This window comes from Hyalangium minutum, assembly GCF_000737315.1.
In the GTDB taxonomy this organism is placed as follows: Bacteria; Myxococcota; Myxococcia; order Myxococcales; family Myxococcaceae; genus Hyalangium; species Hyalangium minutum.
The window spans coordinates 459203-476435 of sequence record NZ_JMCB01000006.1 but is presented as its reverse complement, the minus strand read 5'-3'; the positions used below and the strand labels follow the sequence as shown (position 1 = coordinate 476435).

Sequence of the window (17233 nt, the reverse complement as noted above, 5' to 3'; positions counted from 1 at the left end):
CCGGTGAGTCTGCAGCACTACTCGGGCTTGGCGTGCACCGCTGGGCCCGGCGTCACCGTGGCGGCCCCGCCCGGCTTCGTCTCCATGGCGTCGGCCACCAGCTCGGCGATGTCCTTGACCTTGATGTTCTCCTCGCGGCCCGTGTCGTTCACCCCGTCGCGGAGCATCGTCGAGCAGAACGGGCAGGCCACTGCCACCACGCCCGAGCCCCCCTTCTCCTTGTAGTCGCCCACCATGCCCGGCTTCTGCTTGTCCGTGGCATCCGGGAACGGAGTGCTCGGGTTCGAGGCATGCTGGAGCGTCAGCGCGGCCTCGTTCACGCGGTTGTGGTTGATGCGCGTGCCGATGTGCTCCTCCATCCACATGCGCCCGCCGCCCGCGCCGCAGCAGAAGCCCTCGCGCTTGCTGCGCTGCATCTCCACCACTTCCAGGCCTGGGATGGCCTTGAGCACCTCGCGCGGCGCATCGTACACCCCGTTGTGCCGGCCCAGGTAGCACGGGTCGTGGTACGTCAGCTTCGTGTTCATCACCTGAGACAGCTTGATGCGCTTGTCCTTCAGCAGCTCGTTGATGAGCTCCGTGTGGCTGATGACGCGGTACTCGCCGCCGAACTCCGGGTACTCGTTCTTGATGGTGTTGAAGCAGTGGGGGCACTGGGTAATCACGGCCTTCACGCCCAGGCCGTTCCACGCCTCCACGTTCATCTTCGCCATCGTCTGGTACAGGTACTCGTTGCCCATGCGGCGCGCCGTCTCGCCGTTGCACATCTCCTGCTTGGACAGCGTCGCGAAGCTCACCCCCGCCTCGCGCAGAATCTTCACCAGCGACCGGCTCACCTTCTTCTGCTTGTCGTCGTAGCTGCCCGCGCAGCCCACGAAGAACAGGTACTCGTACGGGCCGCCGCCGTCGCCCCATGTGGGCAGGTGCAGATCCTCGGCCCACTCATCACGCCGGTCCTGGCCGATGCCCCACGGGTTGCCCTGGCGCTCGATGCCCTCGAAGACGCGCTGGATTTCCTGCGGGAACTCCGCCTTCACCTGCACCTGGTAGCGGCGCATGTCGATGAGGCGCGGAATGTTCTCGATGAACACCGGGCACGCCGTCTCGCACCAGCCGCAGCTCGTACACGCCCACACCGTCTCCGCCTTCAGCGCCGAGCCGATGATTTCAGGCAGCGGCTCCTTCACGCCGCTCGCGCTGTAGCCCTCCTCCACCCACTGCTCGTGGTCCCAGATCCAGTGCTTCAGGTCCTGGTTCACTCCCTTGTGCGTCAGCGGCTTGCCGGTGATGTACGTGGGGCAGTGCGTCTGGCAGCGGCCGCACTCGGTGCAGGAGTACAAGTCCAGGCCCTGCTTCCACGTCAGGTCCTTCACCGTGGCGGTGCCGAACTCCTCCTTCTCCAGGTTCGGCGTGCCGAGCTTCCCGCTGGCGCGCGTGCGCTGGAAGAAGACGTTCGGCAGGCCGGTGATGATGTGGAAGTGCTTGCCCAGCGGCAGGAAGTTCAGGAACGCCAGGATGATGCTCAGGTGCATCCAGAAGCCGATGCGGCCCAGCACGTAGGCACCCGTGTGGCCCAGCGCATTCATGCCCAGGCCCACCGTGCTGGTGACGGGCTCCCACCACACGAAGCCGCCGTTCTGCTCCACCATGTGGCTGCCGCCGAACAGGAACTCCGTCACCATCAGCCCGCCGATGAAGCCCAGGATGAGGTAGGCCTCCCACGACGGCGTCATGCGGTCCGGCTTCACCTTGGCGCGCAGGAAGCAGAAGTACAGCACGCCCAGCACCGCCAGCGCCGCCACCACGTCCTTCACCAGCAGGTACGCCCGGTACGCGCCGAGCACCCCCGGGTTCTCCAGCCAGAACGGGTGCGACAGGTCCGAGAAGAGCACCAGCGCCGACTCGCTGAAGCCCATGCTGAACAGCATGAGGCTGCGCACCTGCAGCACCAGGAACGCCGCGAAGATGAACACGTGCATCATTCCCGGCGTGAACTCCTCCGGATCCACCATGCGCTTCTGGCCGAGGCCGAAGCGCAGCAGCGCATTGATGCGGAAGGGGATGTTGTCCAGCCGGTTCTCCCCCTTCAAGCCCAGCAGGACGCCTGTGCGCCCCGACATGGTCATGATGAAGAAGGAGACAGCGACGACGATGAGCAGGCCTGTGATGATGGGGCTCATAGGGTCTCGGTACGCGTGGCAGCCGGAGCGGCGGGTGTCCTGCTTGCCGCATCGCGGCAAGCACGGGAGTTCAAACCTAACAAGGTTGATTCGCGAATCAAGCGCGGAGGTGCCTCGGGTGAACGAAGCCCGTTCTGGGCGTGTGCCTGCCCCTGGGGCAACCGTTGGCTACCCGGCACGGAGCGGCCCAGGCCTCGTGCTAAGCAGGGCGGCGCCATGCGCTCCTGGGTTTCCTCGTTCGCGTTCATCCTCCTGGCGGGCTGCGGCTCGGTGAAGGGGTGTGGAAGCTCCGCTCCCGCGCCGGCTCCCGCGCCGGCTCCTAAGGCTGAGGCCCCGCGCCCCGCCGCTCCCGAGCCTCCCGAGGCCCGCTTCGCCAGGAAGTACCTCGTCATCGTCCACTCCTCTCCTACTCCCGGTGAGGGTCAGGAACTCGTGGAGAAGATCCGAACCGCTGGGCTCGCCGCGGAGGTGCAGCGGCTGTCCTCCACGCCGTTCTCCTCCCTGCGCCCCTGTCTCGAGGTGGTCATCGCCGGAGCCTTCGCGGACAAGGACTCGGCGCTGGCCCTCGCCCGGAAGCTGGATGGCGCGGGTGTGAAGAACTACCTGAAGAACTCGGGGGCGCTCGCGGAGGACCGGGAGCAGCGCGAGGCGGATTGCCGCGAGCAGGCCCAGCTCCAGGCCGCGGCAGCGGCGCGACCGGACACGGCCGCGGATCCCCGCTTCGTGGACTTGCGCGGCCCTCGGACCTTCGTGCTCCTCTCCAGCGAGCCCCAGGACACTCCCGGCGCGGCGCTGCGCCCGCAGGGCGGCGACCGAGGCTTCTGGATGGCCTCGCTCCCCAAGGACCCTACGGGCACCTTCAAAGCCGGGGACGCCTTCAACGTCTACGACAAGCAAGGGCTGGTGAAGTCCGGCTGCCGCGTGAAGGGGTTTGCTTCGCTCAACCGGGGCATTCCTCACTTCGGGTACTTCCAGCAGGCCGAGGAGCCGGATGCACCCGGCTGTGGCAACGCCTGGCCCGTGGCTGAGCTGGACTGTTCGCTCGTGGGCACGCGCGCCATGAACATGGAGTCGCCCGTCTTCGTCCTCCCGGCGAGCCGGCCCGCCCCGAAGTACTTCCCGCTGCAGAGCGAGCTGCCCGCGCCGCTGAAGGCCTCAGAGGAAGCGGCCCTCAAGTCCCTGCCCGACTACACCCAGGCCCGCGAGCAGGGAGAGACCCATGCGAAGGCGCAGGGCGAGCCCCTGCGGGAGTCCTGGGTGCAGACCTCGGCCACCGTGGGCCCCCGCCGGTTCGTGGTGTCCATTGCCCGGTTCCTCACGGGCGAGGGGCACACCGAATGTGGAGGGCCGGACTATGGGGCCTCGGTCTCCCGCGTGCGGGCCGTGAGCGAGGAAGGCCAGGGGGCGTTCTTGGCCAACGTCAACGGCGAGAGCGTCGTCTCGGTGATGGACCTGGAGGGAGATGGGACCGTGGAGCTGCTCACGCGGGCTCCATCGGACTCCCAGCGGATGGCCCTCGTGCGCGAGGACGGCACGCCGATGGCCACGAGCTTCCTGCCCAACTGCGACTGCGGCTGCTGAAGCACCTCAGCATCCAGCATCGGACGGGAGCAGCCGAGCGGCCGTGCGCTGCCCGACGTGCCAGGGAGCCGAGCACCTCAACGGGTTTACACGTCCGAAGCACGTGCCCACCCTACCGGTAAATCGGTCAACGCGTTGGGGGGGCACCGCATGGGGCGGGTCCCCGTGGACCGAACCAGGGGGGCGTCCGCAGGGGGGCGAGTGGTCTCCACCGTCTACCCAGCATGCCGTCGCGGAGCGCCCGGAGGTGCAGCATGAGGCACGACGACACGACGTATCTCGACGACGATGGCATGGGCTTCGTTGTCCTCGGAGACGATGGCGAGAACGAGGGGGTTCAACCGGTGACCGTCACCGCAGGCGGCCGCCAGTGGACCTACAGTGAAGAGTCGTGGGGCGGTTGGGATCCCGAATAGTGTCGAGTGCCCCCGCGGCTTCCGGCAGCGCGGGGGCTCCCGATGTCGTTCAGGTAGGCCGGTGTTGCCGGGTCGCAGCTCCCCAGGGGGTTCCCCGGTTCGTCACCAGAGTTTGCAACCTCTCGGAATCCTTGGGTTGGGCACGAGCGTGAGACGCGCCGAGCACTCCTGCCGTCCTCGTTATTACTGAACGGGGCACAATAGGCTCCATCCGGTGAGGGAACTGCATGAAGCTGACGGCCTGGGCGGTGGAGCGCGACAACGAGCAGGGCAGAGAGGTCTCCGTCCTCGTCACCCTCGAAGCGGATGCAGATGCCCCGCGCGCCCCAGTGGCTGTCAACCTGTTGATTGATCGTTCGGCCTCCATGCGCGGCGCGCCCCTGGTTGCCGCCGTCGAGGCCGCGCAGGCCCTCGTCGCCCAGGCCGGGCCTCGGGACTACATCGGCCTGCTCGCCTTCGATGGCGTGCCCGAGCAGGTGCTCCCCGTGCGCGCCATGGAGCCCGCCGCCAAGACCGAGCTTGCCGAGAGCCTCTCCGCCCTCGAGACGGGCTCGGGGACCGCGCTCTACGAGGCCGTGGACCTGGGCGCCGCCGCGCTCCGCCGGGTGCTCGTTCCCGGCGCGCGGCCCAAGCTGCTCCTGCTCACCGATGGCGAGCCCTCCGTGGGCCGGGCCGCTGTCTCTGACTTCCGCCAGCTGGGCTCCAAGGTCGCCGAGTCCGGGCTCACGCTGCACGCGCTCGGCTTGGGCCGTCATTATATGCCGGAGATCCTCGAGGCCCTCACCGCCTCCTCGGGCACCGGCTTCTCCCACGCGGATGATGCCGAGGCCCTGCCCACCACCGTGGCCGGCATCGTCACCGAGCTGTTCGGTGAGGTGGCCTCGGATGCCCGCGTCCACATGCTGCCCTCGGGCTTCACCGAGCTGCGCTGCCGCCACCGCTACCCCGCCCGCGTCGAGGGCGATGCCATGAGCGTGGCGCTCGGCTCCGTGTCCCAGGCCTCGCTGCGCCGCGCGCTCTTCACCGGACGGCTCGCGTCCGCCGAGTGGAACCTGGGCGTCACCGCCTCCTTCATCGAGCGGGGCGATACGCGCCTGCCCTCCGTGCCGCTCACCCGTGTGCTCCCGGACAGCCCGCAGGGCCGGCTGGTCCGCGCGGTGAGCGTGGAGCTGGACCTGGTGGCCGCCGAGGGCGCCGCGTGGAAGGCGCTCTCCCGCCGGGATGTGGATGGGGCCGGGCGCTCGCTCAACGAGGCCGAGGCCGCGCTGCATGAGCTGGTGCGGCTCTCCGTGGAGGAGGTGCCCGCGCGCCGCCACCTGGAGCGGCTGGCGGACTTGCGGCTCGCCGTGGAGCGCCGCGTGGCCGAGCTCCCCGCCCTCATGGTGCGCCGCGCGAAGGCCGAGGGTGCGCGCACCTCGCTCAGCCAGGTGATCCGCATCCCCATCAATCCGAAGAAGAAGGTGGAGCACTGAAGCATGGCCTCGTCGCTGGCCACCGTGCGCGAGGCGCTGCGCGAGTTCGAGGCCAGCGGCGTCTTCTCCGAGCCGGCCTTCGCCGCCCTGCGCACGCTGCTGGCCGGCGCCGTCCCCGGAGAGCTGGTTGACGGTCTGCTCGGGCTCTTCTTCGAGCGCCACATCCTCCAGGCCACCCGCCGGCGTGAGCTGCTCGCGATGGATGACGAGGCGCTCGGACGGGCCCTGCGCCACCGCTTCCGTCAGGTGGTGGCGGATGGGCGCGATGGCCACGAGGTGGCGCATGCGCTGGGGGCCCACGTGCGTGACGTGCTCGCCCGGGGCTCGGGAGAGGTGCCCAAGTCCGCGCCCTGGCCCTCGCTGCTCACGCACGGCGAGCGCTTCAGCCGGGCGCTCGTCGAGGAGGCCCTCCGCGCCTACGCGGCCGAGCTGCTCCGGTGGCCCACCCCCGCCGAGGCCGTGCGCGAGCTGCTGCGCCGCTACTCCCCGGAGGTTCCCGAGCTTCGAAGCGAGGACAGCGGGCTGCATGATCCGCCCGAGGCGCTCCGCCGCCGCATGGATGCGCAGCGCCTGGCCCGCAAGCTCCTGGAGGTGCTCAAGCCCCAGGAGCGTGAGCTGCTGCGCCACCTCTTGCTGGACGAGGGCACTGTCGAGGATTGGGCGAGGGAGCAGGGCATGGCCCGCGCCACGGCCTACCGCGTGCTCGCCCGGCTGAAGACCGTGTGCGCCTCGGCACTCCAGGGGCGCTCGAACAGTACCCAGCTCAAGGCGCTCGAGGAGCTTTTCAGCAGCCGCGGGCGTTGATCCCCCGGCAGGGCTGAAACTTTTCGCCGCGTCGTGTCACCTGCCATGACAGGGAATGCCTGCCCGCCCGGCAGGTTGAGAGGAGCCGGACATTGGGAGTGGCGGTCCTCGGTCAGGCGGGTTAACGGGAGGCGCATGACGGGTATGCGGTCATCCAGGTGGGCAGTGCTGGTGTGTGTGCTGGTGGCATCCGCCGTGGCGTGGGCGGAGCCGCAGGCGGCCGCCAAGGGCACCGGTGCGAACGACGAGGGCAACCCGCGCCTGGAAGCGACGCTGCTGGTGGATGCCTCCCAGGTGAAGCCGGGCGACACGTTCCGCGTGGGCGTGCGCTTCCAGATGGATCCGGGCTGGTACACCTATTGGAAGAACCCGGGGGACGCGGGCCTGTCCACGGACGTGTCGTGGGATGCGCCCGGCGTCACCGTGGGCGAGCTGCGCTGGCCCTTCCCGTCGACGTTCCGCTCCCCGGACGGCTTCATCGTCAGCCATGGCTACAAGGGCGAGGTGCTCCTCTTCGCCGAGGCCCGCGCCTCAGAGCAGGCCTCGGGGAACTTGACGCTGTCGGCCGCGGTGGACGCGCTGGTGTGCGAGCACCGCTGCGTCCCGGCGGAGATCCTCCTCTCGCGCACGCTGCCGGTGGGCGCGGAGACGGTGCGAGATGCGGAGTCCACGGCTCTGTTCGATGCAGCCCAGGCCCAGGTGCCGCGCGCTCCCGAGGCCACGGGGCACACGGTGGCGCTCAAGCTCGATGCGCAGACGCTGAAGACCGGGCAGCCGTTCACGGGCACCGTCACGGTCTCGGCGAGTGATGGGAAGGTCCTCTCCGCCGTGGAGCCGGACTTCTTCATCCCCGAGCGCATCAAGGGCATCACCCGCATGGGCCTGACGCTGGAGTCTCCGGGCCGCTTCCAGTTGAAGGGAGATGCCGCGCCCAACGCGCCCAAGGAGGAGCCGCGCTTCAAGGGCGTGCTGCGGCTCGGAACGGCGCAGACGGGCTATCAGGCGCTGGAAGTGGATCTGCCGCTCGCGTCCGTGGAGGCCGTGGCGGTGGCTCCGAAGCCGGTGGCCAAGGTCGCCCCTTTCAATCCGTCCGCCGCGGCCGCGCAGATTCAGACGGTGATGCCCGCGGGCGAGGGCGGCGTGTCCCTGGGCCTGGCGCTGGTGTTCGCGTTCCTCGGAGGCGCCATCCTCAACCTCATGCCCTGCGTGTTCCCTGTGCTGGCGCTCAAGGCCTATGGCTTCACACGCATGGCGCAGGAGGACCGGAAGCACGTGGGCGTGCACGCACTCGGCTACACGGGCGGCATCATCGGGACGATGCTGCTGCTGGCCGGCGTGGTGCTCGCGGTGCGCGCGGGTGGGCACAGCGTGGGCTGGGGCTTCCAGTTCCAGGAGCCGCTCTTCGTTGCCGCCGTGTGCGCGGTGCTCGTGGCGTTCGCGCTCAACCTGTTCGGCGTGTTCAGCGTGGGCACGGACGGCACGGCGCTGTCCAGCAAGGTGGATGCGTCGAGCGGCGTGGCTCGCAGCGTGGGCGAGGGCGTGCTGGCGGTGGTGCTCGCGACGCCATGCTCGGCGCCGATGATGGGCACGGCGGTGGGCTTCGCCTTCGCGGCGGGCCCCTTCACGGTGCTGGCCATCTTCACCGCGCTCGGCTTGGGGCTGGCGCTGCCGTTCTGCGCGCTCGTCATGGTGCCGGGTCTGTCGAAGCGGCTGCCGAAGCCGGGCGTGTGGATGGAGCGCGCCAAGCAACTGCTGGGCTTCGCGCTGCTGGGCACCGCCGTGTGGCTCGTGTGGGTGGTGGGCGGGCTGGCCGGAGTGGACGGCATGGCGCGGCTGCTCGCGTTCCTCGTCGCCGTGGGCCTGGGCGCGTGGCTGTACGGGCTGGCGCAGGCCGCCGAGGGGACACGGAAGGTCGTTCGCGTTGCCGCCGCGGTGCTCGTGCTGGTGGCCACGGGAGGGTTCACCCTGCGCTTCGATGGGACGGCTCCCGCCGCGCGCGCCTCCACCGTGTCGGAGGCTCAGCCGTGGGATGAGGCCGCGGTGGCTGCCGCGCTCAAGGCCGGTCAGCCGGTGTTCATCGACTTCACCGCGGACTGGTGCCTCACCTGCAAGTTCAACGAGCGCACCGTGCTGACGCGCGAGGATGTGCGCGCGGCCTTCACTCAGCACCAGGTGGCGTTCTTCGTGGCGGATTGGACCCGCCGGGATGCGCGCATCTCCGCCAAGCTGGGCGAGCATGGCCGCGCTGGGGTGCCCATGTACCTCGTCATCAGCCCCTCGACGCCCGACAAGCCCGAGGTGCTTCCCGAGCTGCTCACCTCGGACCTCGTCATCCAGGCCGTGCAGCGGGCGGCCGGGCCCGTGGCGGATGCGACGTGAGCGCGGCTCGCGCATCCGAGCGGCAGCAATTTCCCTTGGGCGAGGGCACTGCTCTCGCCTCTACACCGCAGACCAGGAGATGACGTCATGAAGCGTGTTCTCACTGCCCTTGCACTCACCGCCACGCTGGGCGTGGCTGTTCCCGCCTTTGCCGCGGACGGCGCCGAGGTAGGCAAGCCCGCCCCCGCCTTCACCCTGAAGGACGAGACGGGCAAGGAGCACTCGTTGGCGCAGTACCAGGGGAAGATTGTGGTGCTCGAGTGGACCAACCCCGAGTGCCCCTTCGTCCAGCGTCACTACAAGGTCGACACCATGCAGAACACCCTGAAGGGCTTCGATGCCAAGAAGGTGGTGTGGCTGGCCGTGAACTCCACCGCGCACAACACGCCGGACAAGTCCGCGGCGTTCAAGAAGGAGGAGGCCTTCACCTATCCCGTGCTGCAGGACGCGGACGGCAAGGTGGGCCATGCCTACGGCGCGAAGACGACGCCGCACATGTACGTCATCGACGAGAAGGGCGTGCTCCAGTACGCCGGGGCGATTGACGATGATCCGCGCGGCAAGAACGTCACCCCCGTCAACCACGTGAAGACCGCCGTGGACGCGCTGATCAACGGCAAGCCGGTGCCGGCCGCCACCACCGAGCCGTATGGCTGCAGCGTGAAGTACAAGAGCTGAACAGGTTCGCACCGCGAGGTGTCCGAGGGCCTCCGTTTGTCACGGGGGCCCTCTTTGCAGCTGGGGGAGGAGGCGCGTATGTCCCAGGGAGAGTGGATTCTCCGCAAGGCGGGGCTCGGAGAACTCGAAGAGGTGCTGCGCCTGAGACTGGCGCTGATGCTGGAGCTGAGCGAGTTCGAGACCGACAGCGAGCAGGCGGCGTGGGTCAACGTGACGCGGCGGTACCTCGAGGACGCGCTGCCCGAGGGACGGTTCCACGTGTGGCTCGCGTACGTGGGGGATGGGGCGGTGGCGTGTGCCGGGCTCACCCTGTTCGAGCGGCCGCCCGCGCCCACGAACCTGACGGGCCTGGAGGCCTACATCCTCAACATCTACACAGAGCCCGAGTGGCGGCGGCGGGGCATCTCCCGGAGGCTGCTCTCGGAGTTGATGGAGTTCGCTCGGGGGCTCGGCGCCGGCCGGCTGTGGATGCACGCGTCGGAGGACGGCCGCCCGCTCTACGAGTCCGTGGGCTTTGCTCCCAACCCGAGCACCCTGGAATGGGAGCAGCCCGGCGGGGACTAGCGGGCCGAGCGCGCCATGGCGTTCTGGAGCGCGGAGCCGAGCTGATCCACCTCACGCTGGTGCGACTCGTAGATGGCGGGCAGGGTGGCGCAGGTGCCCATCACACTGGCTCCATCGGGGCTGACCATGGCGTGGCGGCAGCACTGCACGTCCGCGCGCACCGTGACGGTGTTGCCCGAGGATGCGGAGGGAGCCACGGCGCTGGTGAAGCGGCGCAGCAGCGAGCCCTCGGCGCCATCGGGCATGTAGCAGATGCCCTGGTTGTCCCAGCGCGTGTGGACGATGCCCAGCTCGGGGGAGACGATGGCGGGCTGGACGCCCTCGGTGGCCAGGGCCCGGACGAGCGTGTCGATGGGAGCCTCAGGCCCTTGAGGCGCGGTGAAGTTGTAGGGGCGCTGCTCGTATAGGCACCCTGCGGCGAGCGACAGGGAGAGGACGGCGCACAGACGAACGGCGAAGGCAGGCTTCATCACGGGTGAGGCTCCAGGAAGAGGGGGCCTCTTTCTAGTGCGGAGCCTCTCCCTCCCAAAGTCCCGACATTTCCGAACAGGTGAGCATGGGCCTCCTCTTGGGAGGACTACGCGGCCGCGTGCTCCTTGCGCCAGAAGATGTAGGCGGAGAGCTCGCGGCGGCGGCCCTTGCGCAGCACGTCCATCTTCACGTGCGGATCCACGGACAGGGCCATCAGGCGCTGCACGTCGTCCACGCTGCCCACGGGGTGCTCGTTGATGCCCAGCAGCAGATCCTCCGGCTGGAGGCCGGCCTCTTCAGCGGGAGTGCCCTCCTGCACCTTGAGGACGAGCACGCCGCGAGGCTGGCCCGCGTCCTTGGCCTCTCGGGGCTCGAGGAGCACCGCGCGGGCGGCCACGCCGAGGTAGCGGCGCTCCACCTTGCCGCGCTGGATGAGGAGGCTGGCGACCCAGGCCGCCGTGGTGGCGCTGACGGCGAACCCGATGCCCTGCGCGTACGGCAACACGAGCGTGTTGAGCCCCACCACCTGGCCTCGGGTGTTGAGCAGCGGCCCGCCCGAGTTGCCGGGGTTGATGGCGGCATCCGTCTGGAGCATGCCCTCCAGCACTGTGCCGTCGGGCAGCGTGATGCTGCGGTTGATGGCGCTCACCACGCCGAGGGACACGGACTGCTCCAGACGGAACGGGTTGCCGATGGCCACCACGAGCTGCCCCATGCGCACGTCCTTGGGATCGGCCAGGGGGAGGGTGGGGAAGTCAGAGCCCTCGGCGCGCAGCACGGCGAGGTCCGTGGGGGCGTCTCCGCCGACGAAGGTGGCCTTGCGCTCCTCGCCCGTGGAGAGGGTGATGGTCTGTTTGCGCGAGTTGCGCACGACGTGGCGGTTGGTGAGCACGTAGCCATCGGGGGTGAGGAAGAGACCGGTGCCGTGGCCACGACCGTGCTCCACACCCACGACGGCGGGGGAGGCGCGGGCGACGAGCCCTTCGAGATCATCCGAGAATTGCTGCAGCAGGTTCATGGGCTGTCCTTTCCGAGTGCTGCGCGCTGTCACGAGCGCTTCCCGACGGTGAGAGACACTTCACGCACCTCGCCGGCCCGCAGCACTTTGGCCTGGACGGCGGTGCCCACCTTCTCTTCGGCGAGGTAGCCGAGCAGATCCTCCACGCCCTCCAGGGTGCGGCCGCCGAGGTTCACCAGCACGTCACCCATCAGCAAGCCGGCGCGGTAGGCGGGGCCGTCGGGGTCCACGGAGAGGAAGATGAGGCCTGTTTCCGCACCCGCCTTGGCCCAGAGGTGCTGGGGGAGGCGTACGGGGTAGGCGCCCACGCCGAGGTAGCCCCGGCGGACACCGCCGTGCTCCTTGAGGGTGTTCACCACGCGGGTGAGGGTGGCGCCGGGGATGACGACGGCGGCGGTGCGGGAGAACGCGGCGGTGAGCAGGCCGAGGAAGCGGCCCTGGGCATCGAGCAACGGGCCACCGGAGAAGCCAGGGGGCAGGTCCGCGTCAGTCTCCAGGTAGCGGTCGACGCGGCCACCGGCGTGGGTGCGCCACTCATCGCCGAGAGCGCTGACAATTCCCAGGGTGGCACGGGTGGTGCGGCCGGGGTGGCCCACGGCGAGCACGAGGTGACCCACCTTCACGCCGTCCAGCGGAGCAGGGGTGAGCGGAGTGAGGCCCGAGGTTTCGGTCTTGAGGAGGGCGAGATCGGTGCTCGGGTCGCGGCCGACGATCTCGGCAGGAGTGGTGCGGCCATCGGGGAGGGTGAGCTGAATTTGCTCCTCGCGCTCGACGGCGTGGCTGGTGGTGAGGATGTGGCCTTCCGCGCTCCAGATGATGCCGGTGGCGCCATGGCGGCGGCGGGCCTCGACACGAACGATGGAGGGAGCAACGCGCTCGACAAGGGAGGCGATGGACTGGGAGAGGGAGAGCAGGTCGGACATGGCGTTTCCTTTCTGGGCCAGAAGGTAAAGGCCCCGGGAGCGCGCCACATCGGCGAGACGGTCAGGCTGGGCACCTACCCATTCAGGCAGGAGGCCTCCCCATCCAGGCAGTCCGCGCCCGGAATTCCTCTCCCAGCGGGGAGGGGATTCATGCTTTCGGGGAGTCGGGAATCTGCCTATTCCGGGCTACAACTTCAGCTCGAAGAACAGCGCACCCTCGATGGGGTTCCGGTAGTACGGGACGATGAGCTGGAAGCCCAGCTCCCGGTACATGCCGATGGCCGACGTCATCGACGGGAGCGTGTCTAGCCGCATTGCCGCATAACCCATCGCACGGGCCTCGGTGATCACCGCCCGCGCGAGCTGTGCCCCCAACCCGTGCCCCCGGTAGCGAGGCTGCACGTACAGCCGCTTCATCTCACAGACGTCCGGCTCCAGCGGGCGCAGGCCGACACACCCCGCAGCCTCTTCCCCGCTCATGGCCAGCAGCAGACGGCCCTCCGGCGGTGCGTACTCGCCTGGGAACTCGTGCAGCTCCGCCTCGATGTCCTGGAAGCTCAGGTCTAGCCCGAGCCCCTCCACGTACTCGAGAACCAGTGCCTTCACCTGCGCCACCTCGGAAGGCTGTGTGGCTGGGATGATCCGAATCACAGCGGCGTGATGGGCAGATACACCGTGAAGGTGCTGCCCTTGCCAGGCTCGCTCCGCACCTCGATGCGGCCTCCCTGCCGCGTGACGATGTCACGGCTGATGGACAGCCCCAGCCCCGTTCCCTGTCCCCGCGGCTTGGTGGTGAAGAACGGTGTGAACAGCTTGGAGAGCGTCTCCGCCGTCATCCCCTTGCCCGTGTCGGAGACCTCCACCACCACCTCCTGGTCCTTCTGCCGCGTGCGGATGCGAATTTCCCCCCGCGTCTCGATGGCCTGAGCCGCGTTCAGGAGCAGGTTGGTGAACACCTGGACGATCTGCGTGGGCGAACACGTGATGAGGGGCAACGCCTCGAAGTCCCGCTTCACCTCGCACTTGTACTTGAGCTCGTTGCCCACCATCCGCAGCGTGGACTCCAGCTCCTCGTTCAGATCCACCGTCTGGACCTGGCCATCGTCCTCGCGGGCGAACACCCGCAGGCTCTGGGCAATCTCCTTGATGCGCTGGGTGCCCGTCAGCGACTCCTGCAGCAACTCCGGCATGGCCGCGATCAGCTCGTCCACGTCCCCCTGCTCCCACAGTTGGCGCATGCGCGCGAGCTGCTCCCCCGTCACCGTGCGCGGCGCAGTCCCCGGCACCGCCAGCCACTCGCTCAACATCCGCAGCAGCGGGCCCACGGCCACCACGTATTCATCGAGCGCCCGCAGGGTGCTCGTCACATAGCTCACCGGGTTGTTGATCTCGTGCGCGAGCCCCGCTGCCATCTGCCCCAGCGAGGCCAGCTTCTCGGCCTGGATGAGCTGGGCCTGCCGCTGCTCCACCAGCCGCCGCTCGGTCACGTTGCGGATGATGCTCACCACCTCGTCCGGGCCGCTGCGGACCATGCGCGCCTCGTAGCTCTGGCGCCCGTGCGGCAGGTCCATCTCATAGTCGTAGACGGCCAACAGGCCCTCCCGGAGCACCTTCTCGATGTTCGTGAACGTCGTGTCGATCAGGTGCTGAGGCATCGCCAGGTCCCGGATGTTCCGGCCCACGAAGTCCTCGGGCCGCAGAAAGGTCTCCTCGGTGGTGCTGCAGCTGAAGTCCAGGAACGTGCCGTCCACGTGCTGCCGGAAGATGAGGTCCGGGACCGCCTGGAGCAGGGCGCTCAAGCGCTCCTCGCTCCGCTTCAGGGCCGTGAGGTCCGTGTCGGTGCCCACCAGGCGGATCGGCTGCCCCTGCGCGTCCCTCGCCGCCACCCGCGCCCGGCTGCGCAGCCAGCCCCACTCGCCATCCTTGCCTCGCGCGCGGTACTCGAACTCGGCATAGGGTGTGGAGCCCGTCGCGTGCTCCTGGAAGCTGCGCTCGATGCGAGGCAAGTCTTCAGGGTGGCAGAGCGCCTGCCACGCTGGGATGGTGCGGGGCGCCTCGTCCTCGGTGTACCCGAGGCTCTCCCGCCAGCGGCGGCTCACCCGCAGTGTCCCCGTGGGGCCGTCCAGGGACCACACCTCCTCTTGCACGCTCGCCAGCGTCTGTCGCAGTTGCTCCAGCTCTCCCCACTCGTTGAGGGGCAGAGGAGGATGCTCCTCATGCCAGCTGTGCAAGAGGCTGGTGCCCACGTCCAGCAGCAATTGGAAGGACTCCGGAGTCTTGGAGGGGACATCCCCCAGGCTCTGGCTGAAGCCCACGAAGCCCCTCATCTGCTCGCATTCGAGAGGCAGCACCCGAACGAAGCGCGGCAATGGCTCCCCAGGGCCCTCGGCGGACACGGGCTGACGCGTCGAGAGCACCAGGTGCACCAGGGACTGGAGGCTCCGGAGCTCGGGAGCTTCGGCCAGCCGCAGCAAGGCCACCTCCCAGATGACTTTCACCAAGTCGGGGGGCGTGGAGGCCACGAGCTGGAGCCGCCTCGTTGCACCGGGCCCCGGAAGCTCCACGCCGAGAACGCCGTGCTCACCGCCCACCTCCGCCAGCAGCAGTGTGAGCCATCGCTCGAGCGAGGACTGGATGGCCCCTCCGTGGAGGACGTCGGCCTGGAGTTCCCAAAGCGCGTGGAGCAGGGGATCGCCAGAAGAGGAGGAGGGCACGGGCTTTTCGGATCGCGCGGGTGACACTCCCGGGAGTTATAGCGTCACCAAACCCAGGCGCGCCGCTCTGACGACGGCTTCAGTCCGCCGCTGGACGCCCAGCTTGGCGAGTACCGCGTTGACGTGGAACTTCGCGGTGTGTTCGCTGATGGCGAGCCGGTCGGCAATGGCCTTGTTGGAGAGGCCCTCGGCCAGCAGCGCGAGGACTTCGCGTTCCCGAGGCGTCAGGGCCTCAGGCGGGGTGGGAGGGGCGGAGGCCCGCGGGGCCACGCGCACGGGGGAGAGCGTGGGCTCGAAGACGGCGAGCCCCTGGGCCACGGCCCGAAGCGCGGCCACCAATGCGCCAGGAGCGGCGTCCCGGAAGAGCACGCCCCGAGCCCCCGCGCCCAGGGCCAGCTCCGCGGCCGCCTCCTCCGGCACGAGCGCGAGCACGGGCGCGCCCAGGTCCGGGGCCTCCAGGCGTCCCTCGGCACCGGTGAGGCGCAGACCCACGTCCCACAGCACCACGTCCGGAGGCTCGGTGCGGGCGGACTCCAGCTCCGCGAGCGTCCCGGCCGCGGCCAGGGTGAGGCCCTCGCCGCCCTGGTCGGAGAGCGCCCGGGAGAGGGCCCCGCGAGCGAGCGGATCCTCGGCCACGAGGGCGAGGCGGAGCGGCGTGTCGAGTGAGTCCAGCACGAGTCCCCATGATTAACCGGGAGGGACCGCCTTCGCCGGGTCACGTGTGCGCCAGCGCACATTCCACCCATTCACCTCCGGCATGGGCAGGGGGACAGGAAGGCGGGTACCCTCACCGCCGGCCTCTCCCGAGCGAGAGGGGAGGAGACACGGATGCAACGCTGGATTGCGGTGGGGCTCTGGCTGGTGAGCACGAGCGCAGGGGCCCAGGCTGCCGGTGCGTACGCGAAGCGGGGGGACGAGGTGGTGGCCCAGGTGCGCGAGCGCTTCTACGACGCGAAGAAGGGGGTGGAGTGGGCCCGGAGCCACCAGGGCTACGGTGCGGCGGCGAAGTCGGAGGAGGACTTCGAGCGGCTCACGAACGAGGCGCTGGCGGACTTGAAGGCCTCGCACACGGCGTACTACCCGCGCGAGAGCCAGGGGTTCGTGGCGCTCTCGTCCATCTTCCGGCCGTTCCTGAAGTTGAAGGAGGTGGAGTACGTGAGCATGGGCGTGGACGTGGTGGAGCGCCCCGAGGGCTTCTTCGTGCGCCACGTCTTCCCGGGCGGGCCGGCGGACACGGCGGGCCTGAAGCGGGGAGACCGCATCGTGAGCGTGGAGGGCAAGCCCTTCCACCCGGTGCGCTCGTTGAAGGACCGGACCGGCAAGCCCACGCAGGTGACGGTGGAGCGGGCGAAGGGCGCACGGCCGCTCACGGTGACGGTGACGCCGCGCCGCGTGGACCCGAAGGCCGAGTGGCTCGAGGTGCAGGAGAAGAGCTCGCGCATCCTCGAGCGCGGCGGCAAGCGCGTGGCCTACCAGTACGTCTACTCGTGCGCGGGCTCGGAGCACCAGGAGGCGCTGGCCGAGTACATCCTCGGCAAGGGGCAGGAGGCGGACGCGCTCGTGGTGGACCTGCGGGATGGGTGGGGCGGGTGCAACGTGGACTTCCTCAACCTCTTCAACACGCGGTTGCCGGTGCTCACGTCCGTGGCGCGGGACGGCAAGCAGGTGGTGTCGGTGGGCTCCTGGGTGAAGCCCGTGGTGCTGCTGGTGAACGGCGGCTCGCGCAGCGGCAAGGAGCTGGTGGCGTTCGCCATGAAGCAGCGCGAGATGGCCAAGCTGGTGGGCGAGCGGACCGCGGGCGCGGCTTTGGCGGGCACGCCCCTGCGCCTGTCCAACGGGGACCTGTTCTATCTGGCGGTGATGGACGTGACCATCGATGGAACGCGGCTGGAGGGCGTCGGAGTCACTCCGGACGTCGAGGTGCCCGAGGCGCTGCCGTACGCGGCGGGGAAGGATCCCCAGCTGGAGAAGGCGCTCGAGGTGGCCGCGGCCGCCAAGCCCCCGCCCGGACCGGCCGAGGGCCTGAAGTAGGC

The 17233-nt window shown here is 69.4% G+C and carries 15 protein-coding genes; 8 read left to right on the top strand and 7 right to left on the bottom strand.

What is annotated here, in order from left to right:
• Positions 1 to 17: 17 nt before the first annotated feature.
• On the bottom strand, positions 18 to 2180 hold the full coding sequence (locus tag DB31_RS17435; protein WP_044188930.1) for a (Fe-S)-binding protein: 2163 nt from the start codon (positions 2178 to 2180) through the stop codon (positions 18 to 20).
• Between the two features lie 216 nt (positions 2181 to 2396).
• Between DB31_RS17435 and DB31_RS17430 the strand changes: the two genes are divergently transcribed.
• From DB31_RS17430 to DB31_RS17405, 7 genes are all read left to right on the top strand, one after another.
• Positions 2397 to 3761, top strand: a complete 1365-nt coding sequence (locus tag DB31_RS17430) for an SPOR domain-containing protein (RefSeq protein WP_044188928.1) — start codon at positions 2397 to 2399, stop codon at positions 3759 to 3761.
• A 254-nt stretch (positions 3762 to 4015) separates the two neighbouring features.
• The gene (locus DB31_RS49625) at positions 4016 to 4177 is read left to right on the top strand and encodes a hypothetical protein (RefSeq protein WP_169787062.1); all 162 of its coding nucleotides are present in this window, start codon (positions 4016 to 4018) and stop codon (positions 4175 to 4177) included.
• 227 nt (positions 4178 to 4404) lie between these two features.
• Complete coding sequence (locus DB31_RS17425; RefSeq protein WP_044188926.1) at positions 4405 to 5649, top strand: vWA domain-containing protein; 1245 nt, start codon at positions 4405 to 4407, stop codon at positions 5647 to 5649.
• 3 nt (positions 5650 to 5652) lie between these two features.
• A complete protein-coding gene (locus tag DB31_RS17420) occupies positions 5653 to 6453 on the top strand; it encodes a hypothetical protein (protein WP_044188924.1) in 801 nt (266 codons plus the stop codon).
• 135 nt (positions 6454 to 6588) lie between these two features.
• Positions 6589 to 8832 carry a protein-disulfide reductase DsbD family protein gene (locus DB31_RS17415; protein WP_044188922.1) on the top strand — a complete coding sequence of 748 codons (2244 nt, stop codon included), beginning with the start codon at positions 6589 to 6591 and terminating at the stop codon, positions 8830 to 8832.
• A gap of 87 nt (positions 8833 to 8919) precedes the next feature.
• Positions 8920 to 9510, top strand: a complete 591-nt coding sequence (locus DB31_RS17410) for a thioredoxin family protein (RefSeq protein ID WP_044188920.1) — start codon at positions 8920 to 8922, stop codon at positions 9508 to 9510.
• Between the two features lie 78 nt (positions 9511 to 9588).
• Entirely contained in the window at positions 9589 to 10074 is a 486-nt protein-coding gene (locus DB31_RS17405; protein ID WP_044188917.1) for a GNAT family N-acetyltransferase, read from the top strand.
• Here the strand turns inward: DB31_RS17405 and DB31_RS17400 are convergent.
• The 6 genes from DB31_RS17400 to DB31_RS17375 form a co-directional block, all read right to left on the bottom strand.
• Positions 10071 to 10544, bottom strand: a complete 474-nt coding sequence (locus DB31_RS17400; protein WP_044188915.1) for a hypothetical protein — start codon at positions 10542 to 10544, stop codon at positions 10071 to 10073. The two genes, DB31_RS17405 and DB31_RS17400, sit on opposite strands and share 4 nt — an antisense overlap.
• A gap of 107 nt (positions 10545 to 10651) precedes the next feature.
• Positions 10652 to 11563, bottom strand: coding sequence for a S1C family serine protease (locus DB31_RS17395; protein WP_044188912.1), 912 nt, complete (start codon positions 11561 to 11563; stop codon positions 10652 to 10654).
• Positions 11564 to 11592: 29 nt separating this feature from the next.
• Entirely contained in the window at positions 11593 to 12486 is an 894-nt protein-coding gene (locus DB31_RS17390) for a S1C family serine protease (RefSeq protein WP_044188909.1), read from the bottom strand.
• Between the two features lie 186 nt (positions 12487 to 12672).
• Positions 12673 to 13092 carry a GNAT family N-acetyltransferase gene (locus DB31_RS17385; protein ID WP_240486741.1) on the bottom strand — a complete coding sequence of 140 codons (420 nt, stop codon included), beginning with the start codon at positions 13090 to 13092 and terminating at the stop codon, positions 12673 to 12675.
• 41 nt (positions 13093 to 13133) lie between these two features.
• A complete protein-coding gene (locus tag DB31_RS45980; RefSeq protein WP_063769235.1) occupies positions 13134 to 15200 on the bottom strand; it encodes a PAS domain-containing sensor histidine kinase in 2067 nt (688 codons plus the stop codon).
• Between the two features lie 36 nt (positions 15201 to 15236).
• On the bottom strand, positions 15237 to 15875 hold the full coding sequence (locus DB31_RS17375; protein WP_044188904.1) for a response regulator transcription factor: 639 nt from the start codon (positions 15873 to 15875) through the stop codon (positions 15237 to 15239).
• 153 nt (positions 15876 to 16028) lie between these two features.
• Between DB31_RS17375 and DB31_RS17370 the strand changes: the two genes are divergently transcribed.
• The gene (locus DB31_RS17370; RefSeq protein ID WP_052420038.1) at positions 16029 to 17231 is read left to right on the top strand and encodes a S41 family peptidase; all 1203 of its coding nucleotides are present in this window, start codon (positions 16029 to 16031) and stop codon (positions 17229 to 17231) included.
• Positions 17232 to 17233 lie beyond the last annotated feature (2 nt).